This window comes from Pseudonocardia kongjuensis, from assembly GCF_039526905.1.
In the GTDB taxonomy this organism is placed as follows: Bacteria; Actinomycetota; Actinomycetes; order Mycobacteriales; family Pseudonocardiaceae; genus Pseudonocardia; species Pseudonocardia kongjuensis.
Genome location: NZ_BAAAJK010000004.1, coordinates 205,287 through 230,654, shown reverse-complemented (window position 1 = coordinate 230,654; position 25,368 = coordinate 205,287). Strand labels below are relative to the sequence as shown.

Annotated in this window: 19 protein-coding genes; 6 read left to right on the top strand and 13 right to left on the bottom strand. The window is 76.9% G+C overall.

Annotation, left to right across the window (positions count from 1 at the left end; translation table 11 throughout):
• Window positions 1–2,541 precede the first annotated feature (2,541 nt).
• From ftsW to mraZ, 9 genes are all read right to left on the bottom strand, one after another.
• The gene (ftsW, locus tag ABD160_RS05230; RefSeq protein WP_344018833.1) at window positions 2,542–3,840 is read right to left on the bottom strand and encodes a putative lipid II flippase FtsW; all 1,299 of its coding nucleotides are present in this window, start codon (window positions 3,838–3,840) and stop codon (window positions 2,542–2,544) included.
• A complete protein-coding gene (murD, locus tag ABD160_RS05225; RefSeq protein ID WP_344018830.1) occupies window positions 3,837–5,246 on the bottom strand; it encodes a UDP-N-acetylmuramoyl-L-alanine--D-glutamate ligase in 1,410 nt (469 codons plus the stop codon). Before murD ends, ftsW begins: the two co-directional genes overlap by 4 nt.
• Complete coding sequence (gene mraY / locus ABD160_RS05220) at window positions 5,243–6,313, bottom strand: phospho-N-acetylmuramoyl-pentapeptide-transferase (RefSeq protein ID WP_344018828.1); 1,071 nt, start codon at window positions 6,311–6,313, stop codon at window positions 5,243–5,245. The genes murD and mraY overlap by 4 nt, the downstream gene beginning before the upstream one ends.
• The gene (locus ABD160_RS05215) at window positions 6,310–7,758 is read right to left on the bottom strand and encodes a UDP-N-acetylmuramoyl-tripeptide--D-alanyl-D-alanine ligase (RefSeq protein ID WP_344018826.1); all 1,449 of its coding nucleotides are present in this window, start codon (window positions 7,756–7,758) and stop codon (window positions 6,310–6,312) included. The genes mraY and ABD160_RS05215 overlap by 4 nt, the downstream gene beginning before the upstream one ends.
• Before the next feature lie 55 nt (window positions 7,759–7,813).
• Window positions 7,814–9,424, bottom strand: coding sequence for a UDP-N-acetylmuramoyl-L-alanyl-D-glutamate--2,6-diaminopimelate ligase (locus ABD160_RS05210; RefSeq protein WP_344019338.1), 1,611 nt, complete (start codon window positions 9,422–9,424; stop codon window positions 7,814–7,816).
• A 330-nt stretch (window positions 9,425–9,754) separates the two neighbouring features.
• Window positions 9,755–11,599 carry a peptidoglycan D,D-transpeptidase FtsI family protein gene (locus ABD160_RS05205; protein WP_344018824.1) on the bottom strand — a complete coding sequence of 615 codons (1,845 nt, stop codon included), beginning with the start codon at window positions 11,597–11,599 and terminating at the stop codon, window positions 9,755–9,757.
• On the bottom strand, window positions 11,599–12,315 hold the full coding sequence (gene ftsL, locus ABD160_RS05200; RefSeq protein WP_344018822.1) for a cell division protein FtsL: 717 nt from the start codon (window positions 12,313–12,315) through the stop codon (window positions 11,599–11,601). The genes ABD160_RS05205 and ftsL overlap by 1 nt, the downstream gene beginning before the upstream one ends.
• A gap of 55 nt (window positions 12,316–12,370) precedes the next feature.
• On the bottom strand, window positions 12,371–13,351 hold the full coding sequence (gene rsmH, locus ABD160_RS05195) for a 16S rRNA (cytosine(1402)-N(4))-methyltransferase RsmH (RefSeq protein WP_344019336.1): 981 nt from the start codon (window positions 13,349–13,351) through the stop codon (window positions 12,371–12,373).
• 393 nt (window positions 13,352–13,744) lie between these two features.
• On the bottom strand, window positions 13,745–14,176 hold the full coding sequence (gene mraZ, locus ABD160_RS05190) for a division/cell wall cluster transcriptional repressor MraZ (RefSeq protein ID WP_344019334.1): 432 nt from the start codon (window positions 14,174–14,176) through the stop codon (window positions 13,745–13,747).
• A 640-nt stretch (window positions 14,177–14,816) separates the two neighbouring features.
• Between mraZ and ABD160_RS05185 the strand changes: the two genes are divergently transcribed.
• Genes ABD160_RS05185 through ABD160_RS05175 form a run of 3 tightly spaced genes read left to right on the top strand, consistent with a single transcriptional unit; the run spans window position 14,817 to window position 19,535 of the window.
• A complete protein-coding gene (locus ABD160_RS05185) occupies window positions 14,817–15,827 on the top strand; it encodes an AAA family ATPase (RefSeq protein WP_425563584.1) in 1,011 nt (336 codons plus the stop codon).
• Between the two features lies 1 nt (window position 15,828).
• Window positions 15,829–17,238 (top strand): DUF58 domain-containing protein, encoded by a 1,410-nt coding sequence (locus ABD160_RS05180; protein ID WP_344018817.1) that lies wholly within the window; start codon window positions 15,829–15,831, stop codon window positions 17,236–17,238.
• The gene (locus tag ABD160_RS05175) at window positions 17,235–19,535 is read left to right on the top strand and encodes a transglutaminase TgpA family protein (protein ID WP_344018815.1); all 2,301 of its coding nucleotides are present in this window, start codon (window positions 17,235–17,237) and stop codon (window positions 19,533–19,535) included. The genes ABD160_RS05180 and ABD160_RS05175 overlap by 4 nt, the downstream gene beginning before the upstream one ends.
• 208 nt (window positions 19,536–19,743) lie before the next feature.
• Here the strand turns inward: ABD160_RS05175 and ABD160_RS05170 are convergent, their stop codons facing one another.
• Window positions 19,744–20,151, bottom strand: a complete 408-nt coding sequence (locus ABD160_RS05170) for a DUF3040 domain-containing protein (RefSeq protein WP_344018813.1) — start codon at window positions 20,149–20,151, stop codon at window positions 19,744–19,746.
• A gap of 331 nt (window positions 20,152–20,482) precedes the next feature.
• Complete coding sequence (locus ABD160_RS05165) at window positions 20,483–21,241, bottom strand: class I SAM-dependent methyltransferase (RefSeq protein WP_344018810.1); 759 nt, start codon at window positions 21,239–21,241, stop codon at window positions 20,483–20,485.
• A 119-nt stretch (window positions 21,242–21,360) separates the two neighbouring features.
• On the opposite strand from ABD160_RS05165, the gene ABD160_RS05160 reads away from it, so the two are divergent.
• Window positions 21,361–22,200: a ParA family protein gene (locus tag ABD160_RS05160; RefSeq protein ID WP_344018807.1), complete on the top strand. Its 840-nt coding sequence runs from the start codon at window positions 21,361–21,363 to the stop codon at window positions 22,198–22,200.
• 136 nt (window positions 22,201–22,336) lie between these two features.
• Here the strand turns inward: ABD160_RS05160 and ABD160_RS05155 are convergent, their stop codons facing one another.
• Together ABD160_RS05155 and ABD160_RS05150 are read right to left on the bottom strand one after the other, a co-directional pair.
• Entirely contained in the window at window positions 22,337–23,167 is an 831-nt protein-coding gene (locus ABD160_RS05155; RefSeq protein ID WP_344018805.1) for an SAV_6107 family HEPN domain-containing protein, read from the bottom strand.
• Window positions 23,168–23,202: 35 nt separating this feature from the next.
• Window positions 23,203–23,502: a hypothetical protein gene (locus tag ABD160_RS05150; protein ID WP_344018803.1), complete on the bottom strand. Its 300-nt coding sequence runs from the start codon at window positions 23,500–23,502 to the stop codon at window positions 23,203–23,205.
• 349 nt (window positions 23,503–23,851) lie between these two features.
• Between ABD160_RS05150 and ABD160_RS05145 the strand changes: the two genes are divergently transcribed.
• Both ABD160_RS05145 and ABD160_RS05140 read left to right on the top strand, forming a co-directional pair.
• Window positions 23,852–24,475, top strand: a complete 624-nt coding sequence (locus ABD160_RS05145; RefSeq protein ID WP_344018800.1) for a GNAT family N-acetyltransferase — start codon at window positions 23,852–23,854, stop codon at window positions 24,473–24,475.
• A gap of 37 nt (window positions 24,476–24,512) precedes the next feature.
• Complete coding sequence (locus tag ABD160_RS05140) at window positions 24,513–25,178, top strand: LppM family (lipo)protein (RefSeq protein WP_344018797.1); 666 nt, start codon at window positions 24,513–24,515, stop codon at window positions 25,176–25,178.
• Window positions 25,179–25,368 lie beyond the last annotated feature (190 nt).

The following is a 25,368-nucleotide window of genomic DNA, read 5'->3' as shown; positions in this document are numbered from 1 at the left end:
CCGCTGGCCGCCCGGCGACGGCAGGGCACCGGGCGGCTGCGGGCGGCCGGGCGGCTGCGGGCCGCCACGCCGTGCCGCACCGTCGAAGGACTGCGGCATCCCGGCCGACCGGCCGGGATGCGCCGGGCCGCCCGGACGGTGCCCCACCGGGCCAGCGGACGGCGGCTGCTGCCCGCCCGGGCGGGCACCGGGTCCCGGGCCGGCCGGCGGGACGGCGCCGCGCGGACCGGACGCGGACAGCGCGGCACCGCTCTGCGGGCCGGTCCCGGAGACGCCGCTCGGCCGGCCCGGGCGGGACGGCCCGTTGCCGGTGCCGTTGCCGGGGCGTCCCGCGCCGTGCTGGTCGCCCGCGGACGACCCGGCGACGTCGCGGCCGCCGGGAACCGGGTTACCCGCCGGCGGGGTGCCGGCGTCCTGCGGCGCACCGCTCGGCCGGGTCGCGACCGGGTCGTCGGTACGGGACGCGGGACCGTTCCCGGGATGCTGTGCGGGGTGCTGTGCGGGGTGCTGGCCCGGGTTCCGGTTGCCGGGTGTCCCCGGTGCCCGGCCGGGGGCACCGGCGGCACCCGGGCCGCCGGGGGCACCCGGGCCGCCGGGGGCACCGGGTCCCTGCGGTCCGGTGCGGCCGGCGCCGGGACGCTCCGGTCCGCGGGCACGCGGTCCGGCCGGCGTGAACAGTCCGCCGGGCGGCATCGCACCGGGCGGGGTCGGCCCTGGCTGGTGGTGGCCGGGCCGCTGCCCGGCGTCGCCGCGCGGCGGGCGCGCGCCGTCCGGCCGCTCCGGCTCGTCGGCGCGGGAGGCGCCGTTGCGCGGGACGCCGTTGCGCGGGCTCCCGTTGGCCCGGCCACCCGGGCCGGGGGCCTCCCCCTGGCCCGGCCGGAACGGCGGCCGGCCGCCGTGGGTGTGCGGGTCCCATCCGGTGGACGGCAGCCGGCTGGGGCCGCGGACGCCCCCGGTGTCCGGCGGCTGCGTCCCCGGCCCGCCCGACGCGGCACCCGAACCGGAGCCGGCGGCGGTACCCGGAGCAGACCCGTGAGCGGAGCCGGACGCAGTCCCCGGAGCAGAACCGGGAGCCGAGCCCGAAGCGGTGCCCGGAGCAGAACCGGCGGCGGTGCCCGCAGCGGCGTCGGACGCGGTGCCCGAAGCTGCGCCCGCGGCAGTGCCATCAGCTGCGCCCGCGGCAGTGCCATCAGCTGCGCCCGCAGCAGTGCCATCAGCTGCGCCCGCAGCAGTGCCATCAGCTGCGCCCGCAGCAGTGCCATCAGCTGCGCCCGCAGCAGTGCCATCAGCTGCGCCCGCAGCAGTGCCATGACCAGCGCCCGCAGCAGTGCCATGCGCAGTGCCACTGCCAGTGCCACTGCCACTGCCAGTGCCACTGCCAGTGCCCGGAGCAGCGCCCGCGGCAGAGCCCGCGGCGGAGCCGGACGCAGGACCCGGAGCGGAGCCTGCGGCTGGGTCGGACGCAGCGCCCGGAGCAGGGCCCGCAGCAGAGCCGGACGCGGGGCCCGGACCGGATCCCGCGGCAGTGCCCGACACAGGGCCCGCCGCGGAGCCGTCGGCAGATCCAGAAGCAGATCCAGAAGCAGATCCCGGAGCCGATTCCGCGCCAGTGCCCGCAGCAGAGCCCGAGTCGGAGTTCCCGACGGTGCCCGAGGCCGAGCTCCCGGCGGTGCCCGGGACGGCGTTCCCGGCGGAGCCCGGGACGGAGCTCCCAGCGGACCCCGAGACAGAGTTCCCGACGGTGCCCGGGACGGAGCTCCCGGCAGCGCCCGGAGCGGAGTCCCCGACGGTGCCCGACGCACTGCCCGACGCACTGCCCGACGCGGTGCCCGTCCCACTGCCCGAACCGGCGCCGGACGCCGAGCCCGCGGCACGCTCGGACGCCGCGCCTGCAGCGCCCCCGGACGCGGCACTCCCGGCGGAATCGTGGGCCGGACCCTCGGCGGCGCCGGATGCGGAACCCTCGGCAGCCTGCCCACCTGCGGGCGCCACCGGGTCCGCGGACCCGGGCTCCGCCTGCGGGGAGCCGGTATCCGGGGCGGCGATCCCCTCCCGGGCGCCCGGGCCCATCGGGGCGGGTCCACCGGCGGGCGGCGCGGCCGGGCCACCGGGCTCCCCCGCGCCCCCGTCCGGCCGGGACCCGGTCGCCTCCGGTGCGTCCGGGACGATCTCGAACGCCGCCGTCGGACCGGCGGGTTCCGGGCCGGACGCGCCGGCGCCGGTCCGCCGCTCGGGGCCGGACACCTCCAGCCGGACGGTCCGCCGCTCCCCCGGCGACGGCCGGGACGGACCGGGACGGCCCGGCCGTCCGAACAGCACTCCGTCCGGCTCGACCGGCCCGGTCTGCGCCGGGCGTCCCATCGTCGGCCGCCGGGGCGGGCCGTCGGCGGCGCCCGGGGCGGCCGGGTCGGCGCCGTGGCCGTCCCGGCCCGCGCCGGGTCCGCCGGTGCCGCGGTTACCGCCGGTGTGATCCGTGCCCGTCACGCTCTCGTGCCCCTCGCGTCGTCCGACTTCATCTGCTCCCGGCCCGCAGGAGCGTTCTCATCGTGCCGCCCACCGTGACGACGGCCCCGGCGCCCGGTAGGGCTCCGGCAACGGCAGCCGCAGCAGCTTCGCCACCCGGTCCTGCCCGTCCTTGCGGAGGGCCGCGACGGCCTCCGGTTCGTGCCGGGCGGCGTTGGTGAGCAGCCCGAACAGGAACATGGTCACCACCAGCGAGGTCCCGCCGGAGGAGATCAGCGGCAGCTGCAGCCCGGTCACCGGGAGCAGCCCCACGACGTATCCGATGTTGATGGCGGCCTGGACCACCAGGCCGGTGGTCGAGGTCGCCACGACGATCCGCAGCCACGGGTCGGTGTTGCGGGCCGCGATCCGCATCCCGGTGTAGGCCAGGGTCGCGAACAGTGCCAGCACCGCGAACGCGCCGACCAGGCCGAGCTCCTCGCCGATGATCGCGAAGATGAAGTCGTTGTGCGCGTTCGGCAGGTAGTCCCACTTGGCCCGGCCCTGGCCGAGGCCGACCCCGAGCAGCCCGCCGTCGGCGAGCGCGTAGAGCGCCTGCGTCGCCTGGTAGGCGGGGCCCAGCGGATCGGCGGTGGCCGGTGAGAGGAACGCGGTGATCCGGCTCGCCCGGTAGCCCGCGGTCAGCCCGAGGATCACCGCGCCGGCCAGCCCGCCGCCGGCGATCAGCGCGAGCAGCTTGACCGGGGCGCCGCCGAAGTAGAGCAGCGCCAGCATCACGATGCCGATCGAGATGGTCATGCCCAGGTCGGGCTGCAGCACGAGCAGCGTGAAGACCAGCAGGGTGACCGGGACGACCGGGTTCAGCGCGTGCTTCCAGCGGTGCATCACCGCCCGCCGGGCGACCAGCACGTGCGCGCCCCACAGCGTCAGCGCGATCTTGATGGCCTCGGACGGCTGCAGCGACACCGGCCCGATCGCGAACCAGGAGCGGGCGCCGCCGCGGACCACGCCGATCCCCGGGATCAGCACCGCGACCAGCGCGACGATGCCGACGATCAGCAGCACCGGCGCGGCCGAGCGCAACGTCGCCGGCCGGACCCGCAGGCCGACGTAGAACAGCACCAGGCCGACCGCGCAGAACATGAGCTGCCGGGTGAACACCGAGTACGACGAGCCGCCGGCCGACACCGCGGACGCCGACAGCACCATGACCAGGCCGAACAGCGTGAGCAGGCCGAAGACGCCGAGGATCAGGTGCAGCGAGGTGAGCGGGCGGCGCAGCCAGCGCCGCAACCGGCGCGAGCCGCCGCGGATCCCGCTGACCAGGGCCGCACCCGCGGTCCGGCGCGGCCCGGAGCGCGGTATCGCCGGGCTCACCGGCCACCGTCCAGCGCGGCGACGGCCGCCGCGAACGCCGCACCGCGGTGCGCGTAGTCGCGGAACTGGTCCATCGAGGCCGCCGCCGGAGCGAGCAGCACGACGTCGCCCGGACGGGCGATCGCGGCCGCCCGCCGGACCGCCTCGGGCATCGGATCCGGCTGGTCGGAGGGCACCATGACCCCATCGTGACGCTGTCCGACCTCCACGACCGGGAGATCAGGGGTGTGTCGCGCAAGGGTCTCGACGATCGGCGCCCGGTCCGTCCCGATCACGACGATCCCGGCCAGCTGCGCCGCCCGCGCCGCGGCGAGCTCGCCGAGCGCGTCCGGTGCGACCCCCTTGAGCAGCCCGCCGACCACCCAGACCGTGCGCGCGCCCGGGCGGCGGGCGGCGATCGCGGCCAGCGCCGCCGCGGCCGCGTGCGGGTTGGTGGCCTTCGAGTCGTCGAGGTAGTCGACCCCGGCGTGCGTCCCGACGGGGGCGCTGCGGTGCGGGCCCGGGGTGAACGACGCGAGCGCCCGCCCGATCGGCCCGGTGCCGACCCCGTAGGCCCTGGCCAGCGCGGCCGCGGCGAGCGCGTCGGTGATCCCGGGCGGGCCGGGCGGCACGACGGCGTCGGCGGCGACCAGCTCCCCGCCGCCGAACGCGCGATCGACCAGCATCCCGCCGGACACGCCCAGCTGGTCGGGGCCCGGCTCGTCGAGGGTCACCCCGATCCGCCGCGCCGCCGGTGCGGCGGCCAGCAGCCGGGCGGCCACCGGATCGTCCACCCCGGCGACGGCGACGTCCCCGACCAGCGCGGCGGCCTTCGCCGCGGCGTAGCCAGCGGCCCCGCCGTGCCAGTCGAGATGGTCCTCGGCGACGTTCAGCACCACCCCGGCCAGCGGGCGGACCGACGGCGACCAGTGCAGCTGGAAGCTGGACAGCTCGACGGCGAGCACCTCGTGGCCCGCGGCGACCGCGCTCACCACGGGATAGCCGATGTTGCCGCAGGCGACCGCGTCCAGCCCGGCGGTGTGCAGGACGGCGGCGAGCATCTCGGTGGTGGTCGTCTTGCCGTTGGTGCCGGTGACCACCAGCCAGGCCGGCGGCTTGCCGGTCAGCTCGCCGAGCCGCCAGGCCAGCTCCGGCTCGCCGATCACCTCGGCGCCGGCCGCGGCGGCCTCGGCGACCAGCGGGTGGTCCGGGCGCCGGCCGGGTGAGGTGACCACGGTGCGCACGCCGTCCGGGAAGCCGGGCCCGGCCCAGGCGCGCACGCCGTCGGGCAGCCCGGCCAGCGCCGCGGGGCGGTCGTCGGAGACGAACACCGGGGAACCGGCGTCGCGCAGCGCCACCGCGGCGGCCAGCCCGGACACGCCGGCCCCGGCGACGAGCACCGGACCGCCGGCCGCCGGCTCGCTCACGCCGAACCCGATGCGGCGAGCCACTCGCTGTAGAAGATCCCCAGCCCCATCGCCGCGCAGATAGCGGCGAGCAGCCAGAACCGGATGATGACGGTCGTCTCGGCCCAGCCGGCCAGCTCGAAGTGGTGGTGGAACGGCGCCATCCGGAACAGCCGCCGGCGCGAGGTGCGGAACACCAGGATCTGCAGCGACACCGACAGCGCCTCGACCACGAACACCCCACCGATGACGACCAGCAGCAGCTCGGTGCGGGTCACGATGGACAGCCCGGCGAGCAGCCCGCCCAGCGCCAGCGAGCCGGTGTCGCCCATGAAGATCCGGGCCGGTGCGGCGTTCCACCAGAGGAAGCCGATGCAGCCGCCCATCGCGGCCGCGGCGACCAGGCCGACGTCGAGCGGGTCGCGCACCTCGTAGCAGCCGGCGGACGCGGCGATCGCGCAGCTGTTGCGGAACTGCCAGAAGGCGATGATCACGTAGGTGCCGAGCACCATCGCGGCGGTGCCCGCGGCCAGGCCGTCCAGCCCGTCGGTCAGGTTCACCGCGTTCGACCAGGCCGCGACGATCAGGTTGCACAGCAGCACGAACCCGACCACGCCGAAGCTCAGCACGGTGATGTCCCGGACGAACGACAGGCTCTCCGAGGCCGGGGTCAGGTTCCGCTCGTTGGCGAACCGGACGGCCAGGATCCCGAAGATCGTCGCGGTGAGGACCTGTCCGACGATCTTCGACGTCTTGTTGAGGCCGAGGTTGCGCTGGCGGCGGATCTTGAGGAAGTCGTCGATGAACCCGACCAGGCCCAGCGCGGTGGTCAGGAACAGCACCAGCAGCGCGGACGCGGTGATCGGTTCCCGGGTGAAGGCGTGCGAGCCCAGGTAGCCGACCCAGATGGCGATCAGGATCGCGACGCCGCCCATCGTCGGCGTGCCGCGCTTGGACTGGTGGCTCTGCGGGCCGTCCTCGCGGATCTCCTGGCCGAAGCCCTGCTTGGCGAAGAACCGGATCAGGTACGGGGTCAGCAGGATGGACACCGCGAGCGCGAGGCCCGCGGCCAGGAAGACGCCCCTCACCGGCGCACCAGCCCGTCGGTCGCCAGCAGCCCGGCGGCGACCCGCTCCAGCCCGGCGCTGCGGGACGCCTTCACCAGCACCACGTCGCCGGGCTCGATCTCGGCGCGCAGCAGGGCCAGCGCGGCCCCGACGTCGTCGACGTGCTCGGCGTCCGGCCCGTAGTCGGGGGCGCCGACCGCGACCACCCGGCGCACGCCGGTGTCCCGGGCGCGCCGGGCCGCCGCGGCGTGCTCCGCGGCCGCGCCGTCGCCGATCTCGGCCATCGGGCCGAGCACCGCCCAGGCCCGGCGGTCGGTCCCGGCGATCGAGGTCAGCGCGGAGATCGCGGCGGCCATCGCCTCCGGGTTGGCGTTGTAGGCGTCGTTCACGACGGTGACGCCGTCGGCCCGGTCGGTGACCTCCATCCGCCAGCGCGACGCCGGGGTGGCCGCCGACAGCGCGGCGGCGGCCTGCTCCGGGGTACCGCCCAGCTCCAGCGCGACGGCCGCCGCGGCCAGCGCGTTGGCGACCTGGTGCCCGCCGACCAGCTGCAGCCGGACCTGCGCCGACCCGGCCGGGGTGACCAGCCGGAACGACGCCCGCCCGGCGTCCAGGACGACCTGCTCGGCCCGCACGTCCGCGGCCGCGGAGCGGCCGAACAGCACCACCCGGGCGGAGGTGCGGTCGCGCATCGCGGCGACCGCGTCGTCGTCGGCGTTCAGCACGGCGACGCCGCCGCGGTCACCCGGCAGGTCGCCCGGCGGCAGCGCCTCGACCAGCTCGCCCTTCGCCCGGGCGATCCCGGCCCGCGAGCCGAACTCGCCCAGGTGCGCGGATCCGACGTTGAGCACCACCCCGATCCGGGGCGGGGCGACCGCGCAGAGCGCGGCGATGTGCCCGGTGCCGCGGGCCGAGAACTCCAGCACCAGGTGCCGGGTCGCGGCGTCGGCGCGCAGCGCGGTCCACGGGGTGCCGAGCTCGTTGTTGAACGACTCCGGCGGGGCGACGGTGCGGCCCAGCGGCGCCAGCACCGCCGCGATGAGGTCCTTGGTGGAGGTCTTCCCGGCGCTGCCGGTGACCCCGACGACGGCGAGCCCGGGCAGCGCGCCGAGCACGTGCCGGGCGAGCCTGCCGAGCCCGGCGAGCACCGCCGCGCCGTGCCCGTCCGGGTCGACCGCGCCCAGGTAGGTGTGCGCGTCGCGGGCGGCGGCGGGCGGCACGACGACGGCGGGCGCGTCGACCTCGCGGCCGGCGAGCACGCTCGCGCCGCGGGCCGCCGCGGCGGCGGCGAAGTCGTGACCGTCGGCCCGCTCCCCGGGCAGCGCCAGGAACAGCCCACCCGGCCCGACCACCCGCGAGTCGAACTCGACCGCGGTCACCGTGGTCGCCGCGGCATCCGCCTCGGTCAGCCGGTGCAGCCTGCCGCCGGTCACCGCGGCGACCTCGGCCAGCGTCATCTCGATCATCGCCCGCTCGTCTCCACCGGCTCGGTCCGTCCTCCTGTCATGGCACCCGACGTCGTCACGAGGCCGCCCGGATCGCGGCGACCAGCTCGTCGGCGTCGTCGAACGGGTACTTGACCCCGTGCACCTCCTGGCCCGTCTCGTGCCCCTTCCCGGCGATCACCACCGCGTCGCCGGGGCGGGCCGAGCGCACGGCGTAGACGATCGCACTCCGCCGGTCGCCGATCTCGATCACGTCCCCCCGGGCGGGCTCGTGGGCGGCGCCGTCGAGCATCGCCCGCCGGATCGCGGCCGGGTCCTCGCTGCGCGGGTTGTCGTCGGTGATCACCAGCAGATCGGACCGGATCGCCGCGGCGGCCCCCATCAGCGGCCGCTTGCCGGTGTCCCGGTCGCCGCCGCAGCCGAGCACCGTCAGCACCCGGGCGTGCGGCTTGATCTGGGCGCGGAGCGCGTCGAGCAGCGCGGCGACGGCGGCCGGCTTGTGCGCGTAGTCGACCACGGCCAGCCACGGCTGCCCGGCGTCCACCCGCTGCATCCGGCCGGGCACCGACAGCTGCGCGAAACCCTCCGCGGTGACCTGCGGCGGGATCCCGTCGGCGTCCAGGCAGGCGAGCGCGACCAGCGCGTTCGCCACGTTGTACCGGCCGGGCAGGGCGAGCGTCACCGGCTGGGCGAGGCCGCCGGGGCCGATCGCGGTGAAGGTCTGGGTGCCGTCCGGGTGGGCGGCGAGATCGCGCACCGTCCAGGTGGCGTGCGGGCCGTCGTCGGCCGCGCTGACGGTGACCGCCTCCGGCCGTCGGGCGGCCAGCCGGCGGCCCCACTCGTCGTCGATGCAGACGACGCCGTGCCGGGCCGGCTCCACACCGGCCCCACCGCCGACGAGCAGCCGGGCCTTGGCCTCGAAGTAGTCGGCCATCGTCGGGTGGAAGTCCAGGTGGTCCTGGGAGAGGTTGGTGAAGGCACCGGCGGCGAACCGGGTGCCGCCGACGCGGCCCAGTGCCAGCGCGTGGCTGGACACCTCCATCGCGACGTCGGTGACGCCCGCCTCCACCATCACCGCGAACAGGGCCTGCAGGTCCGGGGCCTCCGGCGTGGTGAAGGCGCTGGGCAGCGCCCGCGGCTCGTGCCCGGGCACCCGCACCCGGGTGCGGACGGTGCCGAGCAGCCCGCTGGCCCGGCCGGCGGCGGCCAGTCCGGCCTCCAGCAGGTGCCCGACGGTGGTCTTGCCCGAGGTGCCGGTGACGCCCAGCACCCGCAGCCGGGCGGTCGGCTCGCCGTACACGGCGGCCGACACCGGGCCGAGCACCTCGCGCGGGTCCGGGTGCACCAGGACGGGCAGCCGGGAGTGCCGGATCTCGGGCCGGTCGGCGCCCGCCGGATCGGTCAGGACGGCGGCGGCGCCCGCCGCGATCGCCTGCGCGGCGAAGTCGGCGCCGTGCGCCCGCGCGCCCGGCAGCGCGGCGAACAGGTCGCCGGGCCGCACCGACGCGGCGCGCAGCGTCACCCCGGTGACGGTGTGCGGGCCGGCCGCGGCGTCGAGCAGCGGGCCGGGGCCAGCTCCGGCGGTGCGCGGGTTGAGCTCGGCTCCGGCCAGCCGCCCGAGCAGGGCGACGTCGACCGGGCGCACCGTCTCCGGGCGGTCCGGGAGCGAACCGGGGTGCCCGCTCATCGACGGGATCCCGGTGTCGACGTTCCCGGCCGGGGAGGCGTACGCAGCGTGGACGTCGGGCACAGCGCGGGAGGTTACCGACCGCCGGGGGTCGCCCTCCGGCCGGATCCGGGGGTCGCGACCGCTCACGGGCCGGTCCGCGCCGGACGGCGGGACGAGCGCCGTCGCAGGCCCGGACGGCAGGCCGGATACGCCCGTCCGGCGCAGGCATCCGGCCGGTCGACGGGCAGCGTCCCGCTCATCCCGTGACGGCCGCGGCCGGCCGGGCGGACGGACGGCCGCCGGGACCGCCGGGCGCTGCCGGCCGGGTCCCGGCCGCCCGGGCGGCGCTCACGGCAGCTGCAGGGTCTGCACCCGCGGCGGCTCGCTCTGCACCGGGATCCGGTCCCGCTGGGCCAGGTAGGAGGCGATGTCGTGGAACAGCGGCGCCGCGCTGGTGCCGCCGCGGGGGGCGTCGAGCATGATCCCGACCACGAACCGCGGATCCTGCGCCGGGAGCATCCCGGCGAAGGTGATCCAGTACTGGGAGCGCGAGTAGGCGCCGGTCTCCGGGTCGACCTGCTGCGCGGTGCCGGTCTTGCCCGCCACCTCGTACCCGGCGACGGCCGCTGCCGGGCCGGTCCCGGCCTGCCCGCGCTCGTTCTGGGTGACGGCGGTGAGCATCGTGCGCAGGGTCTGCGCGTTCTCCGGGGACATCACCCGCACCGGCTCGGGCGCCTCGGTGGGCACCCGGACGCCGTCCGGTCCCTCGGTGGCCGCGACCACCCGCGGCGGCACCCGGAGGCCGTCGTTCGCGATCGCTTGGTACATCCCGGCCATCTGCAGCACGGTCATCGACAGGCCCTGCCCGATCGGCAGGTTGCCGAAGGTGGAGCCGGACCAGGTCGCGCGCGGCGGGACCGAACCCGCGCTCTCACCGGGCAGCCCGACGCCGGTCCGCTGCCCGACCCCCATCCGGGTGAGCATGTCGGAGAACGCGTCCTCGCCGACCTTCTGGGCGGTCATCAGGGTGCCGACGTTCGACGACTTCGCCAGCACGCCGGTGAGCGTGTAGCGCTCGACGCCGTGCGCCCAGGCGTCCCGGATGGTGCGGTCGGCGACCTGGATCTGACCGGGGACCTCCAGCACGTCCTCCGGTCGCACGACGCCCGCCTCGAGCGCGGCCGCCATCGCGACCACCTTGTTCACCGAGCCGGGTTCGAACGGCGTGGTGACGCCCTTGTTGCCCAGCGTCGCCGGGTCGGCCTCCAGCAGGTTCCCCGGGTCGAACGAGGTGTTGTCGGCCAGTGCCAGCACCTCGCCGGTCTCCCGGTCCAGCACGACCGCCGAGCCGCTGCGGGCACCGGACTCGGCGGCGTAGCCGGCCAGCATCCGCTGCACCTGGAACTGCAGGTCCGAGTCGATCGTGAGCTGCACGTCGGAGCCCGACACGGCGGGCTGCTCGGACCGCACGCTGCCCGGGATGACGGTGCGGCTGCCCTCGGCGGTGTCGGCGATCTGGAAGCCGTCCCGGCCGGCCAGCAGGTCGTCGTCGGCGGACTCCAGGCCGATCCGGCCGATCAGCTTCTGGGCGTCGGCACTCCAGGTGGCCGCACCGATGATGTTCGACGCGAGGTTCCCGCCGGGGTACTGGCGGGCCTCCCGGCTCTCCTCGGCGATCTCCGGGAACCGCTCGCGCAGCTCGCGGGCCGGGGCCGGGTCGACCGCGGTGGCCAGCACGATGTAGCCGCGGTCGCGGGCCAGCGCCCGCCGGAGCTCCTCGGGATCGCCGCCGGTGACCCCGGCGACCGCGTCGGCCATCGCGTTCTTGTAGTCGACGGCCTCGGCGCCCCGGGTCCGGTCGATCAGCCTCGGGTTGGTGACGAGTGCCTTCGACTCGGTGGAGAACGCGAGGACGTTGCCGTCCCGGTCGGTGATCGAGCCGCGCTCGGCCGGGATGACGATCCGGCTGGCGCGCTGCTTCTCCGCGTCCGCCGTCAGCGAGCCGGCCTGGACGGTCTGCACCACCACCAGCTTCGCGCCGGAGACCAGCAGCAGCGCGGCGAGCAGCACCCAGGCGAGCCGGAGCCGGAAACGCGGGTCGTCGGCGGCCGAACGCCTGCGCCGGGGCGGGCCGCCGCGGGGCGGCCCACCGCCGTACCCGGGGCGGCGGCCCCGGGGTGGTGCGTAGGTCATCAGTCCTGACCGCCCGCCGCACGGGCGTCGGCCGGGACCTCGCGCTCGGCTCCCTCCTGCCGGTCGATGTCGGCACCGGCCTCGGCGCCGGCCGCGGCGGCCGCGTCGCCGCCCTCGGCCTCCGGGTCGGAGGTGCCGCCGCCGGGCACGGCCGGCGGCTGGGCCGCCTCCGGTGCGGCCGGATCGGCGGGCGCGGCCGGGTCACCGGGTGCGGCCGGGTCCGGGGCAGGCGGGGCGGGCGGGGCGACGGGTGCCGCGGCCCGGGGCTCGCCGACCACCTCGACCTGCCCGTCCGGCCCGACGACCAGCCGGGCCGGGTCGGACACCGGGACCATGCCCTGGGCGGCGGCGCGCTCGGCCAGCGAGCCGGGGCTCTGCAGCACCGTCACCTCCTTGCGGAGGGCCTCGGAGCGCTCGGTCAGCGCGGCGGTCTGCTGCCGCGCCTCCTGCAGCCGGTAGGAGTCGGCGGCCGCCGCGGTGGACAGCCACAGCGTGGCGATCAGGCCGACCGCCAGCAGCACCATCACGACCAGCACGAACTTCGCGCGGCCGGTGTTCTCCCTGGCCACGGCGCGGGTGCGGCGCTGCTCCTGGGCGCGCCGGTTCTCCCCCGGACCGCGCTGTGCCGGGATCCGGGGCGGCGCCGCCGCCCGGCGGGTCTGCGGACGTGGCCGGGTGCCGGGTGTCCCCGGGCGATCGATGACGGGTGTGCTCATCGGTTCCTGCCTCTCCGCCGTGCCCTGCCGCTGGTGGTGTCCGTCGTGACGGTGGTCATGACGCCACCCGTTCCGCTGCCCGCAGCCGCACCGGGGCGGCCCGCGGGTTGCGCGCGATCTCGGTGTCGGTCGCCGTCTCCGAGCCGCGGGTCAGCAGCCGGAACTCCGGCTCGTGCCCGGGCAGCTCGACCGGCAGGTCGAGCGGGGTGCGCGACCGGGTGCGCTCGGCGAGTGCCCGCTTGGTCATCCGGTCCTCCAGCGAGTGGTAGGACAGCACGACGATCCGGCCGCCCGGCGCGAGCGCGTCGAGGGCGGCGGGCAGCGCGCCGCGCAGTGCGTCCAGCTCGGCGTTCACCTCGATCCGCAACGCCTGGAAGGTCCGCTTCGCCGGATGCCCGCCGGTCCGGCGGGAGGCGGCCGGGACGACCGCGTAGAGCAGCTCGACCAGCTCGGCGCTGCGGGTGAACGGGGTGGTCGCGCGGTTGCGCACGATCGCGTTCGCGATCGGCCCGGCGAACCGCTCCTCGCCGTACTCGCGCAGGATCCGGCGCAGCTCGGGCGCGGAGTAGCTGTTGAGGACGTCGGCGGCGGTCGGCCCGGTCGTCGGGTCCATCCGCATGTCGAGATCGGCGTCGCGGGAGTAGGAGAACCCGCGGGCGGTCTCGTCGAGCTGCAGCGAGGAGACGCCGAGATCGAACAGGATGCCCTGCACGCCGTCGATACCGAGCTCGGCGAGCACCTCGCCGATCCGGTCGTACACGGCGTGCACCGGGCGGAACCGGTCGGCGAAGGCGGTGAGCCGCCTGCCCGCGATCTCCAGGGCCTGCGGGTCCCGGTCGAGGCCGACCAGGGTGAGCTGCGGGTACGCGGCGAGCAGGGCCGCGGCGTGGCCGCCCATGCCGAGGGTGGCGTCCACGTGCACGGCGCCGGGTCCCGCGAGCGCGGGACCGAGGAGCTCGCTGACGCGGTCGAGGAGGACCGGGACGTGCCGCTCGCCGGGCGCGGGCCCGTCAGGGTCGTTCGCGCCGTCGTGGATCGCGCCGTCACCGTCGTCGGGAGTACCTGCCACGTCCCACCCCCGAGTCGTGCGTGCCGTCCGTCCCCCGTGGCCGTCCGGTCTGCCGGTTCCGGTCCCGGCCCGGTCGGGCCGGAACCGGTCGGACCAGTCCCTGGGTGCACCGCTCGCGCCGGTTCCCACAACCGGCCTGCGATGCGCCTGTGGACAACGGCCGCCATCCCGCCACCCGAACTCCCCAGTCGGGGTGGGCGCCGGCGCCGTCCCCACCCGGGGGCCGTGCCGGTGAGGACCTGGCACCGGGGAAGGTGTGCCAGGGCCGCCGATCACGGCACCCGGGTCGGGACGGCGACGGTGATGCCGTCCGTCGTGTTGCATGCGATGCCGTTCCTCTCCCCCGCCCGCCAGCGGGGGTCAGAACAGCCCGGGCAGAACCTCCTCCTGCGCCTTCGCGAACTCGTTCTCGTGCTGCTCCTGGTACTCCTGCCAGGCCTGCGCGTCCCAGATCTCGGCGCGCGTGAACGCGCCGATCACCACGCAGTCCTTGGTCAGTCCGGCGTACCGGCGCAGCTCGGACGTGATCGCGATCCGGCCCTGGCCGTCGGGGTTCTGCTCGTCGGTGCCCGAGAAGAGGTTCCGCTGGAAGACCCGCGCCGACTCGTTGGTCAGCGGCGCCGCGGCGATCTTGCGTGCCATCTCGGTGAAGGCGTCACGGGTGAACACGTAGAGGCAGTGGTCCTGCCCTTTCGTGATCATGCAGCCGCCTCGCAACTCGTCGCGGAATTTCGCGGGCAGCGTGAGCCGCCCCTTGTCGTCCAGCTTCGGGGTGTAGGTGCCGAGGAACACCGACCCCACCTCCACCTGGGGCACCTGTTCGCCCCAGCGATCACCACACTACCCCACAACCACCCACCGTCAACCCGAGATGATTCCCGCACCTCCTGTTCATCGGCTGTTTCCGCAGGTGAGAGGCGGTGGGGGGTGGTGGGGAGCCACCCGGTAGCGCGACCCCGGAGCGGCCGTGGAGGCCCCGGGCGGCCGGATCGGGCACTCCGCTCCCCCACCGGCGTCGTCGCAGGTCGGAGGGGTTGCGACGGGTCCGGTGCGGGCAGCCGGTGGGGAACGGTGGGGCGGCCGGTGGGAGCGGGTGGGGACGCCGGTGGGGAGTGGTGGGGCGGCCGGTGGGAGCGGGTGGGGCGGCGGGTGTGAGGCCGGCGGGGCGGCGGGCGGGAGGCCGGTGGGGACGCCGGTGGGGAGCCGGCTCCGGCGTTCGACCGGACCCCGCCCGCACCGCCGTCCGGAGCAGTGCCGCGCCGGATCCGATGGACCGTCCGGCCGCAGCCCGGCGGCCGGACGGCGGCGGTCGATCACGATCGGGCGACGTTTGACAGACTGGCCGTGCCCCGTCATCCCTTGAGGAGGCCCGTTGTCCTCGAGCGCACCCTCTGCGCCGTCCGTGCCGTCCGTCCCGTCCCCGCAGCCCGGGATGCCGGGCCGCCGCACGGAACCGACCGGCGCCACCCCCGGGTACGGCGCGGACCAGCTCGACGTCGGCGCGGTCGCCGAGGTCGCGGGCCGGATCGCCGGAACCGTCGGCCGGGTGATCGTCGGCAAGCCCGAGGCGATCCGGCTCGCGCTGGTCGCGATGCTCGCCGAGGGCCACCTGCTCGTCGAGGACGTGCCCGGCGTCGGCAAGACCTCGCTGGCGAAGGCGCTCGCCCGCTCCGTCGACGGCGCCGTGAGCCGCATCCAGTTCACCCCGGACCTGCTCCCCGGCGACATCACCGGCACCTCGATCTACAACCGGCAGACCTCGGAGTTCGAGTTCCGGCCCGGCCCGGTCTTCGCGAACGTCGTGATCGCCGACGAGATCAACCGGGCCTCGCCGAAGACCCAGTCCGCGCTGCTCGAGTGCATGGCCGAGCACCAGGTCACCGCCGACGGCGGCACCTACCCGCTCGGCGACCCGTTCATGGTCGTCGCCACCCAGAACCCGGTCGAGATGGACGGCACCTACCCGCTGCCCGAGGCCCAGCGCGACCGGTTCACCATCCGGATCAGCGTCGGCTACCCGGACCCGGCCGCGGAGCTCGCCATGCTCGACGAGCACGGCACCGACGAGCCGCTGGAGCGGATGCGGCCGGTCACCGACCTGCACACGCTGCGGTCGATGGTCGCCACCACCCGCGCCCTGCACACCGCGGCCGAGGTCCGCCGGTACTGCGTGGAGATCGTCGGCGCGACCCGGCGGCTGCCCGAGGTGCGGCTCGGCGCGTCGCCGCGCGCGACGCTGCACCTGCTGCGCGCCGCCCGGGCGTGGGCGGCCACCGCCGGGCGCGGCTACGTCATCCCGGACGACGTCCAGGCGGTCGCCGTGCCGGTGCTGGCGCACCGGCTGATCCTCGGCCCGGAGGGGGTCGCCGCCCGCCGTTCGACCGCCGATCTGGTGCGCGGCGCGCTGGGCCGGGTCGCGGTGCCCTCCCCGCCGCGGAGCTGACGTGACGGTGTCCTCCGGGACCGGCCGGTCCGCCCCGGCCCGCCCGCCGGTGGGGCAGGCCGCCGTGCCCGCCGCCCGCGACGCCGCCCCCGGCGAGCGCGCGGACCCGACCCCCGGCCCGCTCGCCGACCGGCCCGGCACCGCCCGCCGGGAGCGGCCCGCCGGGCTGACGGTGCGCGGCCGCAGCCTGCTCGCCGGCGGACTGGCGATGGTCGTCTGCGCGGTCGTCCTCGACGAGCGCGACCTGGTGCGGGTCGGCGCGTTCGTCGTGCTGCTGCCGCTGCTCGCGCTGCTCGTCGCGCTCCGGTCCCGGCGCACGCTGCAGGTCACCCGCACCCTGGAGCCGTCCCGGATCCAGGCGGGCGAGGCGGGCACCGCGCTGCTCCGGATCGCCGGCGGATCGCTGCTGGGCTCGCTCCGGATCGCCGACACCGTGCCGGACGCGGCGGGCCCCTCGGACCGCTATCCCCCGCGCTTCACCGTGCACCGGCTCGGCCGCCGCGGCGCCCGGGTCGGCTACCCGCTGCGGCCCGCGGTCCGCGGCGCCTACCGGATCGGTCCGCTGCGCGGGCGCGGCACCGACGCGCTCGGCCTCGCCGAGTTCCGGCACGACGTGCTCGCCGCCGACCGCTGGCTGGTGCTGCCCCGGGTCACCCCGCTCACCGGGCGGCCCGCGCTGACCTCCACCGCGGCCGGGCGGGGCGCCGAGGGCGGCAGCCGGCCGGGCGCGGGCACCCCGGACGTCCTGATCCGGCCGTACCGGCAGGGCGACGAGCTGCGACGGGTGCACTGGCGCTCCAGTGCCCGGCGCGACGAGCTGATGGTCCGGCTCGACGACCGGCCGGACCCGACCGGCGTGACGCTGCTGCTCGACCGGCGCGACGCCGCGCACCGCGGGCACGGCGCGCGGTGCAGCCTGGAGTGGGCGGTCGAGTTCACCGCCAGCGTCGCCGTGCACCTGCTGCGCCGGGGCGAGGCCGTCACCCTGGTCGACGAGTCCGGCACCCGGCTCGACGACGGCGGCGGCATCCTGGACGCGGTCTCCGGCGAGGACGCCGTCCCGCAGCGCCTCGAGACGCTGGCCGTGCTCCGGCCGTCGGCGACCGCCGCGCTGGGCGGCGCCCCCGATCCGGGCACCGGGCAGCCGGACGGTGTGCTCGCCGTGCTCGGTGCCACCGCACCGCAGGACGTCACCGCGCTGGTCGCGGCCTGGCCGCGGGGCGGCCACGCGATCCTGCTCGACGTCGACGACTGGTCCTCCGGCACCTCCCCCGGCCGGCCCGCCGCGCTCGCCGCCGCCGCCCTGCGCCGGGCCGGCTGGCAGTCCACCGTGGTGTCCGGCGGGACGACCGTGCAGCGTGCCTGGGCCGACGCCTGCGGCACGCAGACCGCGCCCGGCGGGATCCGGTGAGCGCCCCCGCGACGCTCCCGCCGCCGGCGCCCGCCCCGGCGCCGGGCGGGCCGCCCACCCCGCCCGGGAGCGCCCTGCTGGGGCCGGTGGCGTCCGCGCTGGCGGTGCTGCTCGCCGGATCGGCCACCGGCGCCGTCGTGCAGGGGTTCGGCTGGCTCGGGTACGCGGCGCTCGCGGTCGCGGTGACCGCCGCCACCGGTGGCCTGCTGCTCGCGGTCCGGCCTGCGCTCGCCGCACCGGGTCAGCTCCTCGCGCTGGTGCTGCTGGGCACCGGCCTGTTCACCGGCAGCGGCGTGCTCGGCGTGCTGCCCGGCCCGGCCGCGCTGGGCGAGCTGGCCGCGCTGCTCGGCGGCGCGGGCGCCCAGATCGACACCGGGCTCCCGCCGGTCGCCGCGACGCCGGAGATCCTGCTGCTGGTCACGCTCGGGTTCGGTGCGCTGACGATCGCGGTGTTCGGGCTCGCGGTGACCATCGGCGCGCCCGCCGCGGCCGGGGTGCCGCTGCTCGTCGTGTTCGCGGTGCCGGTCGCGCTGCAGTCCGAGCTGCTGCCGTGGTGGTCGCTGGTCGCCGCGGCCGCCGGGTTCGGCGTGCTGCTGCTCCTGCGGCCGGAGCGGTTGCGGCAGGCGCCGGCCGGTGCCGCGGTGGTCGCCGTCGCGGTCGCCGGGGCGCTGCTCGCCGGTGCCGCGGCGACCGCCGTCGGCACCGCCGGGCGGTTCGACGCGGCCGGGGGCGCCGGGGCGGGCGCCGGCGCCGACGGGTCGATCGGGCTGAGCCCGTTCACCTCGCTGCGCGGCCAGCTGACCCGCAGCGAGCCGCGCGAGCTGTTCCGGGTCCGCGGCATGGACGATCCGGCCTACCTGCGCGCGCTGACCCTGCAGACCTACGTCCCGCAGGAGGGCTGGACCGCCGGCCGTCCGCAGCCCGGCATCCCGCTGACCGGGCCGCTCCCGCCGTCCACCTCGGGGCCCGCCACCGAGCAGACGGTCCAGGTGGACAACCTGGGATTCCGCGACTACTGGCTGCCGGTGTTCGGGGACCCGACGGCGATCGACGTCGGCCCGGAGGGCTGGGCCTACGACGCCTCGGGCGGCATCGCCTACAGCGAACGGCCGCGCGAGGAGGAGGGCTGGTCGCAGTCGATGCGGCTGCCCGAGCCCTCCGCCGAGCAGCTGCGCAGCGCCTCCGGCTCGGTCACCGTGGACCGCGCCTACCTCGACACCGAGGGCGTCGATCCGCGGGTGGTGCAGATCGCGCGGGACGTGACCGCGGGCGCCACCAACCCGTTCGACCGGGCGATGGCGATCGAGAACCACTTCACCGGCCCGGACTCCCCGTTCACCTACAGCCTGGCGACCGCGCCCGGTGCCGGCGACGACGCCCTGGTCGACTTCCTGACCGTCGGGCGGACCGGGTACTGCGAGCAGTACGCCTCGGCGATGGCGGTGATGCTGCGGGCCGTCGACGTGCCGGCCCGGGTGGCGGTCGGGTTCACCGCGGGCACCGACGGGCCGGGCGGCCGGACGATCTCCACCGAGAACGCGCACGCCTGGGTCGAGGCCTGGTTCCCCGGCTACGGCTGGATGACGTTCGACCCGACACCGCTGGCCGACGGGCAGACCATCGAACCCGGCTACGTCCAGCAGGCCCAGGAGCAGGACGGCGGGGTGCCCGCGCAGGAGCAGCCGGCGCCGGAGCCCGCCCCGGCGCCCCCGGCAGACGGCGGGGACGCCGCGCCGGAGCCGCCGGCCCCCGACGAGGGGCAGCCCGCGATGACCGCCGGTGGCGGGTCGCCGTGGGTCACGCTGGTCGTCGTCGCGGCGCTGGTGGCCGGTCTGGTGCTGCTCGTGCTGACCCCCGGCCTGTGGCGGCGACGGCAGTACGTCCGCCGGGCCGGGCTGGCCCGCGCCGGTGGGACGGGTGCGGCCGCGGCGGCCTGGGAGGAGATCCTGGCCGCGTCCCGGGACCACGGGGTGCCCGTCCCGCCGGAGGACACCGTCCGCGGGGCCGCCGCGCGGATCACCGAGCGGCACGGTCTGACCGGCCGTCCGGCCGCGGCGCTGGCCGAGCTGGTCGGGCGGGTGGAGGCGAGCTGGTACGGCGGCGTGCTGCCCGGGCCGGAGACCCTCGACGGCCTGGTCGACGAGGTGCGGGCCGCGATCGCCGCCGGTGGCGGCTCGCTGCGCTCCCGGATGCTGCCGCCGTCGGTGGTGCCCTCGGTGCCCTCGATGCCGTCGGCCGGGCGGGGCCGGGCCGGCGCTGCCGACCAGGACGATCCGGTGCCCACCACCCGGGACTGAACCGGGCCGCCCCGGCCGGTGGCCGGGCCGGTCCCATCCGCCGGCCCCGGGGACGTGCGCCGCTGGTCAGCCCGCGTACGACTCGGCTCCGCGTGCGACTCAGCTCCGCGTACGACTCAGCCGCTCATACGGCTCGGCCCTGTACGACGACGGCGGGGCGGGACATCGCGTTGATGTCCCGCCCCGCCGTGATGACGTGGAGGTGGGGTCACTCCTGCTCGAAGCGACGCCGGAAGCGCTCCTCCATCCGACCGGTGAAGCCACCGTTCTCGCCGCCGGACTTCGGGTCCTTGGGCGCTTCGGCACCTCCCTCGGCCTCGGCGTCCTTACCGCGGGCGCCGATCGAGGTCACCGCGAGCAGTGCACCGCCCAGCATGGCGAGGAATCCGACGACGCTGAGCACCGGGATGTCGCCCAGGTACAGCGCCTGGAACGGAATCCCGGCCACGAGCAGGACGAGGCCCAGCACGAAGACGACGGCCCCCTGGATCCGGCGCCGACGAGCAGGCTTGCTCATCCGGTTGCCGCTCACAGAAGAGGCGAACTTCGGGTCCTCCTGGTAGAGGGCCCGTTCGATCTGTTCGAGCAGGCGCTGCTCGTGCTCGGAGAGCGGCATGCCTTCACCTCCGGAACACGAAATCGGACGGTAGGTCGCCCCGATCCGGGCTTCCCGGCCCTGATCGGCACGACGGGCGCCCCACCTGGGCGTCTGGACATAAGAGTACGAGGCGAATCGTGCTGCGACCACCCGGACCGGGCAACCTGCTCGGCTGATCGTCGAGCGGGCGGCACGGCGCGGCGTGTCGCCGGTCACGCGGGTGCCGGCCGGACCACCCGGACGGCGGCGGATCCGCAGGTCGACGGTGGTGGCACGGTCACCGTGGGCGACCGTCCGCTGGCCGTCCGGGGGGCGTCAGGATGCCGTCAAGACGCCGCGCGACCCGGGTTCAGAACCGCCGGGCGAGCAGATGCAACCGCGGAGCGACCTCACCCAGGGCCGGGACGGCCGACGCCAGCATGTCCAGTTCGTCACGCTCGTCCCGACCGGCCGGTTCGCCCTCCTGTCCGGGGCCGGGCAGCCAGGCCTCCAGGGTCCCGTCGCCCTGCAGCACCTCGACGTCCAGCCGGCCGGTGCCGGCGGCCAGCTCGCGCAGCAGGGCCGCGTCGAACCGGCGCAGCAGCCGGTCCTCCGGGCCGGTCCGGCCGTCCGGGTCGGTCAGCAGCTGCCGGGCCTCGGCGAGCCGGCCGGCGGCGACCCGGCCGATGAAGGCGCCGTAGCGGCCTGCGGTGAGCACCGACACGCCGCCCCCGGGGGCCGCCGCCGACGCCAGCGCGGTGAGCACCCGGCCCGGGTCGTCGACGACCTCCAGCAGGCCGTGCCCGAGCACGAGGTCCGCGCCGTCGGCGGGCGCCACGTCGGCGAGCGTGTCCACGTCACCGTTCACCGGGGTGATCCGGTCGGTGACGGCCGCCTCGCGGGCCCGGCGGGCCAGCGTGGCCAGCGCGTTCGGGCTGGTGTCCACGACGGTGACGGTGCAGCCCGCGGCGGCCAGCGGCACCGCCCAGGTGCCACTCCCCCCGCCGACGTCCAGCACCCGGGGAGCGGCGCCGGTCCCCCGGCGGACGCGCTCGATCTCCCTGTCCAACACCCGGAACACGGCGGCACCGCGCGCTGCTCCGGCCTGCTCCCGTGTCGGCGATCCCACGCCGGCAGCCTAGTGGTCACCGGACCGGTGGCCACCCGCGCATGCGCCGGGCCCGGCGGCGGCCGGACCGGACACCCTCCGCGACACACCACGGTGGAACGACACGGTACGTTGAAGCGGTGCAGGTCGTCGCCACTCTGAGTCTCAAGGGCGGCGTCGGTAAGACCACGGTGGCACTCGGTCTGGCCGGCGCGGCGCAGCGGCACGGCGTGTCCACCCTCGTGGTCGATCTCGATCCCCAGGCGAACGCCACCACCGCGCTGGATCCCGAGCCCACCACCGCCACGGTCGCCGACGTCCTCGACGAGCCGCGCCGCGCCGTCGTCGAGCGGGCGATCGCCCCGTCGGCCTGGGGCGAGGGACTCGACGTGCTGGTCGGCGCGGAGCAGACCGAGCGGCACAACCATCCGGATCCGGGCGCCGCCCAGCTGCACCGCCTGGACCGGGCACTGCAGCGGCTGGCCGGCGAGCTGATCACCGACCCGGCCGACGAGGCCCGGGGCCTGGCCGAGGAGCGCTACCGGCTGGTGATCGTGGACTGCCCGCCCTCACTCGGACAGCTGACCCGCAGCGCGCTCTCCGCGGCCGACCGCGCGATCCTGGTCACCGATCCCACGATGTTCTCGGTGTCCGGGGTGCAGCGCGCCTTCGACGCGGTGCAGACCGAGCGCGAGCGCTCCAACGACCGGCTCCAGCCGCTCGGGGTGCTGGTGAACCGGGTCCGCCCCCGCAACACCGAGCACGACTTCCGCATCTCCGAGCTCCGCGAGCTGTTCGGGCCCCTGGTGTTCAACAGCGTCCTGCCGGACCGGTCCGCCGTACAGCAGGCGCAGGGCGCCTGCCTGCCGATCCAGGCCTGGGACACCCCCGGCGCCCGCGAGATCTCCGCCGTGTTCACCTCCCTGCTCGGGCGCGTGCTGCGCAGCGCCTCCCGCGACCGGCCCGCCGCCTCGGCCTGACGGTCACGCCTCGGCCTGACGGTCACCCCGCGCCCGGCCGTCCGGCGGCCCGGCCGTGATCCCGCGGCCCCGCTGTGATCCCGGCGGCCCGCTATGATCCCGCGGCCCGGCGGCCGCCCGGCGCCCCGGCCGTCGCTCAGCGCGGCAGCAACTGCTGCACCCGCCCGACGAACTGTTCGGCCTGCCGCAGCAGGTCGTCGGCCCCGCGCCGATCCACCATCCGCTCGATCCCGGCCTCGGCCGCGGCCCGCACCCGCGAGCAGGAGGCGAAGAACGACGCCCACTCCTCCAGCTCCGGTGCGACCTCGGCGAGCAGCCGCCAGACGTCCCGCGGCGCTCCCCGCCGCGGCCGCGGCCGTGCCCGCATCGCGAGCACCGCCGCCCCGGCCCGCAGCGCCGCCAGGTAGGCGGCGGGATAGCGGCGCATCGGATCCGGATCGCGATGCGCCTCGGCCAGCTGGTCGGCGGCCTGGCGGAGCAGCGCCAGCGCATCCCGCGACGGGGGCGCCCCCGCTCCCCCGTGCGACCCCGCACCGCCGGCCCGCGGGGTGCGGGCGACCGCACCACCGCCACGTGAGGCGGCGGCCCGCGGGGAAACGGTGGAGCCGCCGGACCGCGGAGACGCGACGGTCCCGCCGGACCGCGGAGAGGCGGCGGTCCCGGCGGACCGCGACGACCGGCTGCCGGTGCCGCGCTCGCCCCCGCGGCAGACGCCCCGGGGCGCCGGAACGACCGGCCGGCCCGGCTCGTCCGATCCGGCCGACCGGTCCGACCTTGCCGACCGGGCCGGCAGGTCCGACCGGGCCGACCGGGCCGGCAGGTCCGGCAGGTCCGGCAGGTCCGACCGGGCCGGCAGGCTCGACCGGTCCGACCGGGTCACCGGCTCCCCCGCCGGGCCCGCCTGCTCCGGGTCGCGACCATCCGGCGCGGCCGGCGGCCACAGATCCAGCTCCATCGTCGTGCTCATCGCGGCACCTCCATCCCGTGTCCCACCGGCATCCGTCAGTCGTTCACCTGCACGAGGTCCCAGACCCCCGGCCCGGCCCGCATGCGGAGCACCACCTCGCGGGGCGGCTCGAGCGGCTCCTCCACCGACCGCGCCTGCACCCGCCAGCAGCTGAGCCGGTCGCCGCCGATCGGCATCGGTGACGGGAACGGCCACGGCGACTCCTCGACCCACTGGTCGCGCACCCCGGTGACCAGGAACCGTTCGCCGCGCCGCGACGGACGCCGCTGGAACTCGACCGGCTCACCGTTCTGCCAGCGCACGTCGACGGCCGCCGGCTGCCGCGCTCGGAACAATCGCGAGAAGCCACCCACTCCCACCACGCCCCTTCCCGCGGAGCGGGCCTCGGCCCCCGCTCCCCGGCATCGGTTCCGGGTCGCCCGGCGACGGGATGCTTCCCCCACCCCGCACCGGACGCCCGGACGTCGAACGCGCGTTCGACGTACTTCAGTAGAACGCGTGTTCGATCGGCAGTCAAGTCCGGCGGCCGGGTGGTCCGGTCGTCGGTGGTGACGGTCCGGCCACGGTCCGGCACACCCGGGCCGCGGGACCGTTCGGAGCGTGATGTGATGGGTGCATGCGCGCCTCCACCCGTCCCGCTGCGGACGCCGGCCCCGCGGCCCGCCGCGGCGCGTGGGGCCCGCGGTGACCGCCGCGCCGGCCCGGCCACGCCTGGTCGGGCTCAGCCGCAGCGACTTCGCCGGCCGGCTGACCGACGCCATCGACGTGTACGTGACCGCGATGGGCTACCCGCGCTCGACCGCCCGGCAGCGCCGCTCGCTCTGGCTGGAGCACTCCTACCGGCCCGGCTGGCGCGCGGTCGGCTGGGTGGACGAGCGGAACCGGCTCGGCGGGATCGGCTACGGCTACTGGGGCGGGCCCGGCCAGTGGTGGTTCGAGGAGGTCCGGCGCGGCCTGCGCGCCCGCCGGGGCGATCCCGACGGCGTCGGCGCGGACTGGCTGACCGACTACTTCGAGCTGACCGAGCTGCACGTGCACCCCAGGACGCAGGGCGCCGGCATCGGGGAGGCGCTGCTCCGCGCGCTGGCCCGGGACGCCGGGCGGTCCCGGATGCTGCTGTCCACCCCGGAGTACGGCCCGGAGCCCCCCGGCCGGGCGTGGCGGCTCTACCGCCGCGCCGGCTTCCGGGACGTGCTGCGCGAGCACCTGTTCACCGGCGACCCGCGCCCGTTCGCGGTGCTCGGCCGCGAGCTCCCGCTCGCCCCGCCCGCACCGGCCGCGACTTACCCGGGACACGACCCGGCGTGACGCCGGGCGGCCGCCCCCGGGTGGCACGATGTCCGGCATGCCGCTCCCCCGCAGCTCCACCGTTCCGCACCGGCGGCGCACGAAGGCCGCGGTGCTGCTCGCGGTGCTCACCCTGCTCGCCCTGACCGGTTGCGCGCGGGTGCAGGTCGCGCTGGCCGTCCAGCCCGACGACACCGTCGACGGCACGATCGTCATCGCGACCCCGGACGGCAGCGGACCGGAGGTCACCGTGCCCCCGGCCCTGGAGGACAAGGTCGATCTCGCGCCCTACGACGAGGACGGGTTCGTCGGCTCCAGGGCGTCGTTCGAGGGCCTGACCTTCCCCGAGGTCTCCGAGCTCGCCGCGCTCGGCGGCACCGCCTCGGCCCGGGCGAACCTGGAGATGCGCCGGGTGGGCGAGCGGATCGCGGTGCGCGGGCGGGCCGACCTGACGACGATGCCGGTGGACCGCTCGGACGTCCGGCTGGCGATGAGCTTCCCGGGCGAGGTGGTGGAGACCGACGGCGAGGCCGACGGCGGGACGGTCACCTGGACCTTCGCCCCCGGCGAGGTCTCCCAGCTCAACGCGTCGGTGGTCTCGACCGACCCGAACGCGCCGTCGGTGGTCGGCTGGTCGCTGCTGCTGGCCGGGCTGGTGGCGGTCGCCGCGGGGGCCGTGGTGTTCCTCGCCCACCGCGACCGGAACCCGGCGATCCGCCGCTGAGACCGTCCGGCACCCGGACGGTCCGGCCCGGTGGCGGCCCGGCGCGGCCCGAGGATCGGCGGCGGACCCGGACCGGATCCGCCGCCGGGAACCTCGGACGGCCGGGAACCTCAGACGGTGGCCGACGCGGTGGCCGACCGACCGGCCGCCGAGCGCCGCGGCTCGGCCAGGCCGAGCCGGTCGAGCAGCT

Bases quoted from the DNA above. Each gene is read 5' to 3' on its own strand.
- ABD160_RS05185 (WP_425563584.1), top strand. From the start codon at position 14,817: ATGCCGGGCCGCCGCACGGAACCGACCGGCGCCACCCCCGGGTACGGC.
- ftsL (WP_344018822.1), bottom strand. From the start codon at position 12,315: ATGAGCACACCCGTCATCGATCGCCCGGGGACACCCGGCACCCGGCCA.
- ABD160_RS05170 (WP_344018813.1), bottom strand. From the start codon at position 20,151: ATGCCGCTCTCCGAGCACGAGCAGCGCCTGCTCGAACAGATCGAACGG.
- ABD160_RS05210 (WP_344019338.1), bottom strand. From the start codon at position 9,424: ATGAGCGGGCACCCCGGTTCGCTCCCGGACCGCCCGGAGACGGTGCGC.
- ABD160_RS05205 (WP_344018824.1), bottom strand. From the start codon at position 11,599: ATGACCTACGCACCACCCCGGGGCCGCCGCCCCGGGTACGGCGGTGGG.
- ABD160_RS05140 (WP_344018797.1), top strand. From the start codon at position 24,513: ATGCCGCTCCCCCGCAGCTCCACCGTTCCGCACCGGCGGCGCACGAAG.
- ABD160_RS05155 (WP_344018805.1), bottom strand. From the start codon at position 23,167: ATGAGCACGACGATGGAGCTGGATCTGTGGCCGCCGGCCGCGCCGGAT.
- ABD160_RS05215 (WP_344018826.1), bottom strand. From the start codon at position 7,758: ATGATCGAGATGACGCTGGCCGAGGTCGCCGCGGTGACCGGCGGCAGG.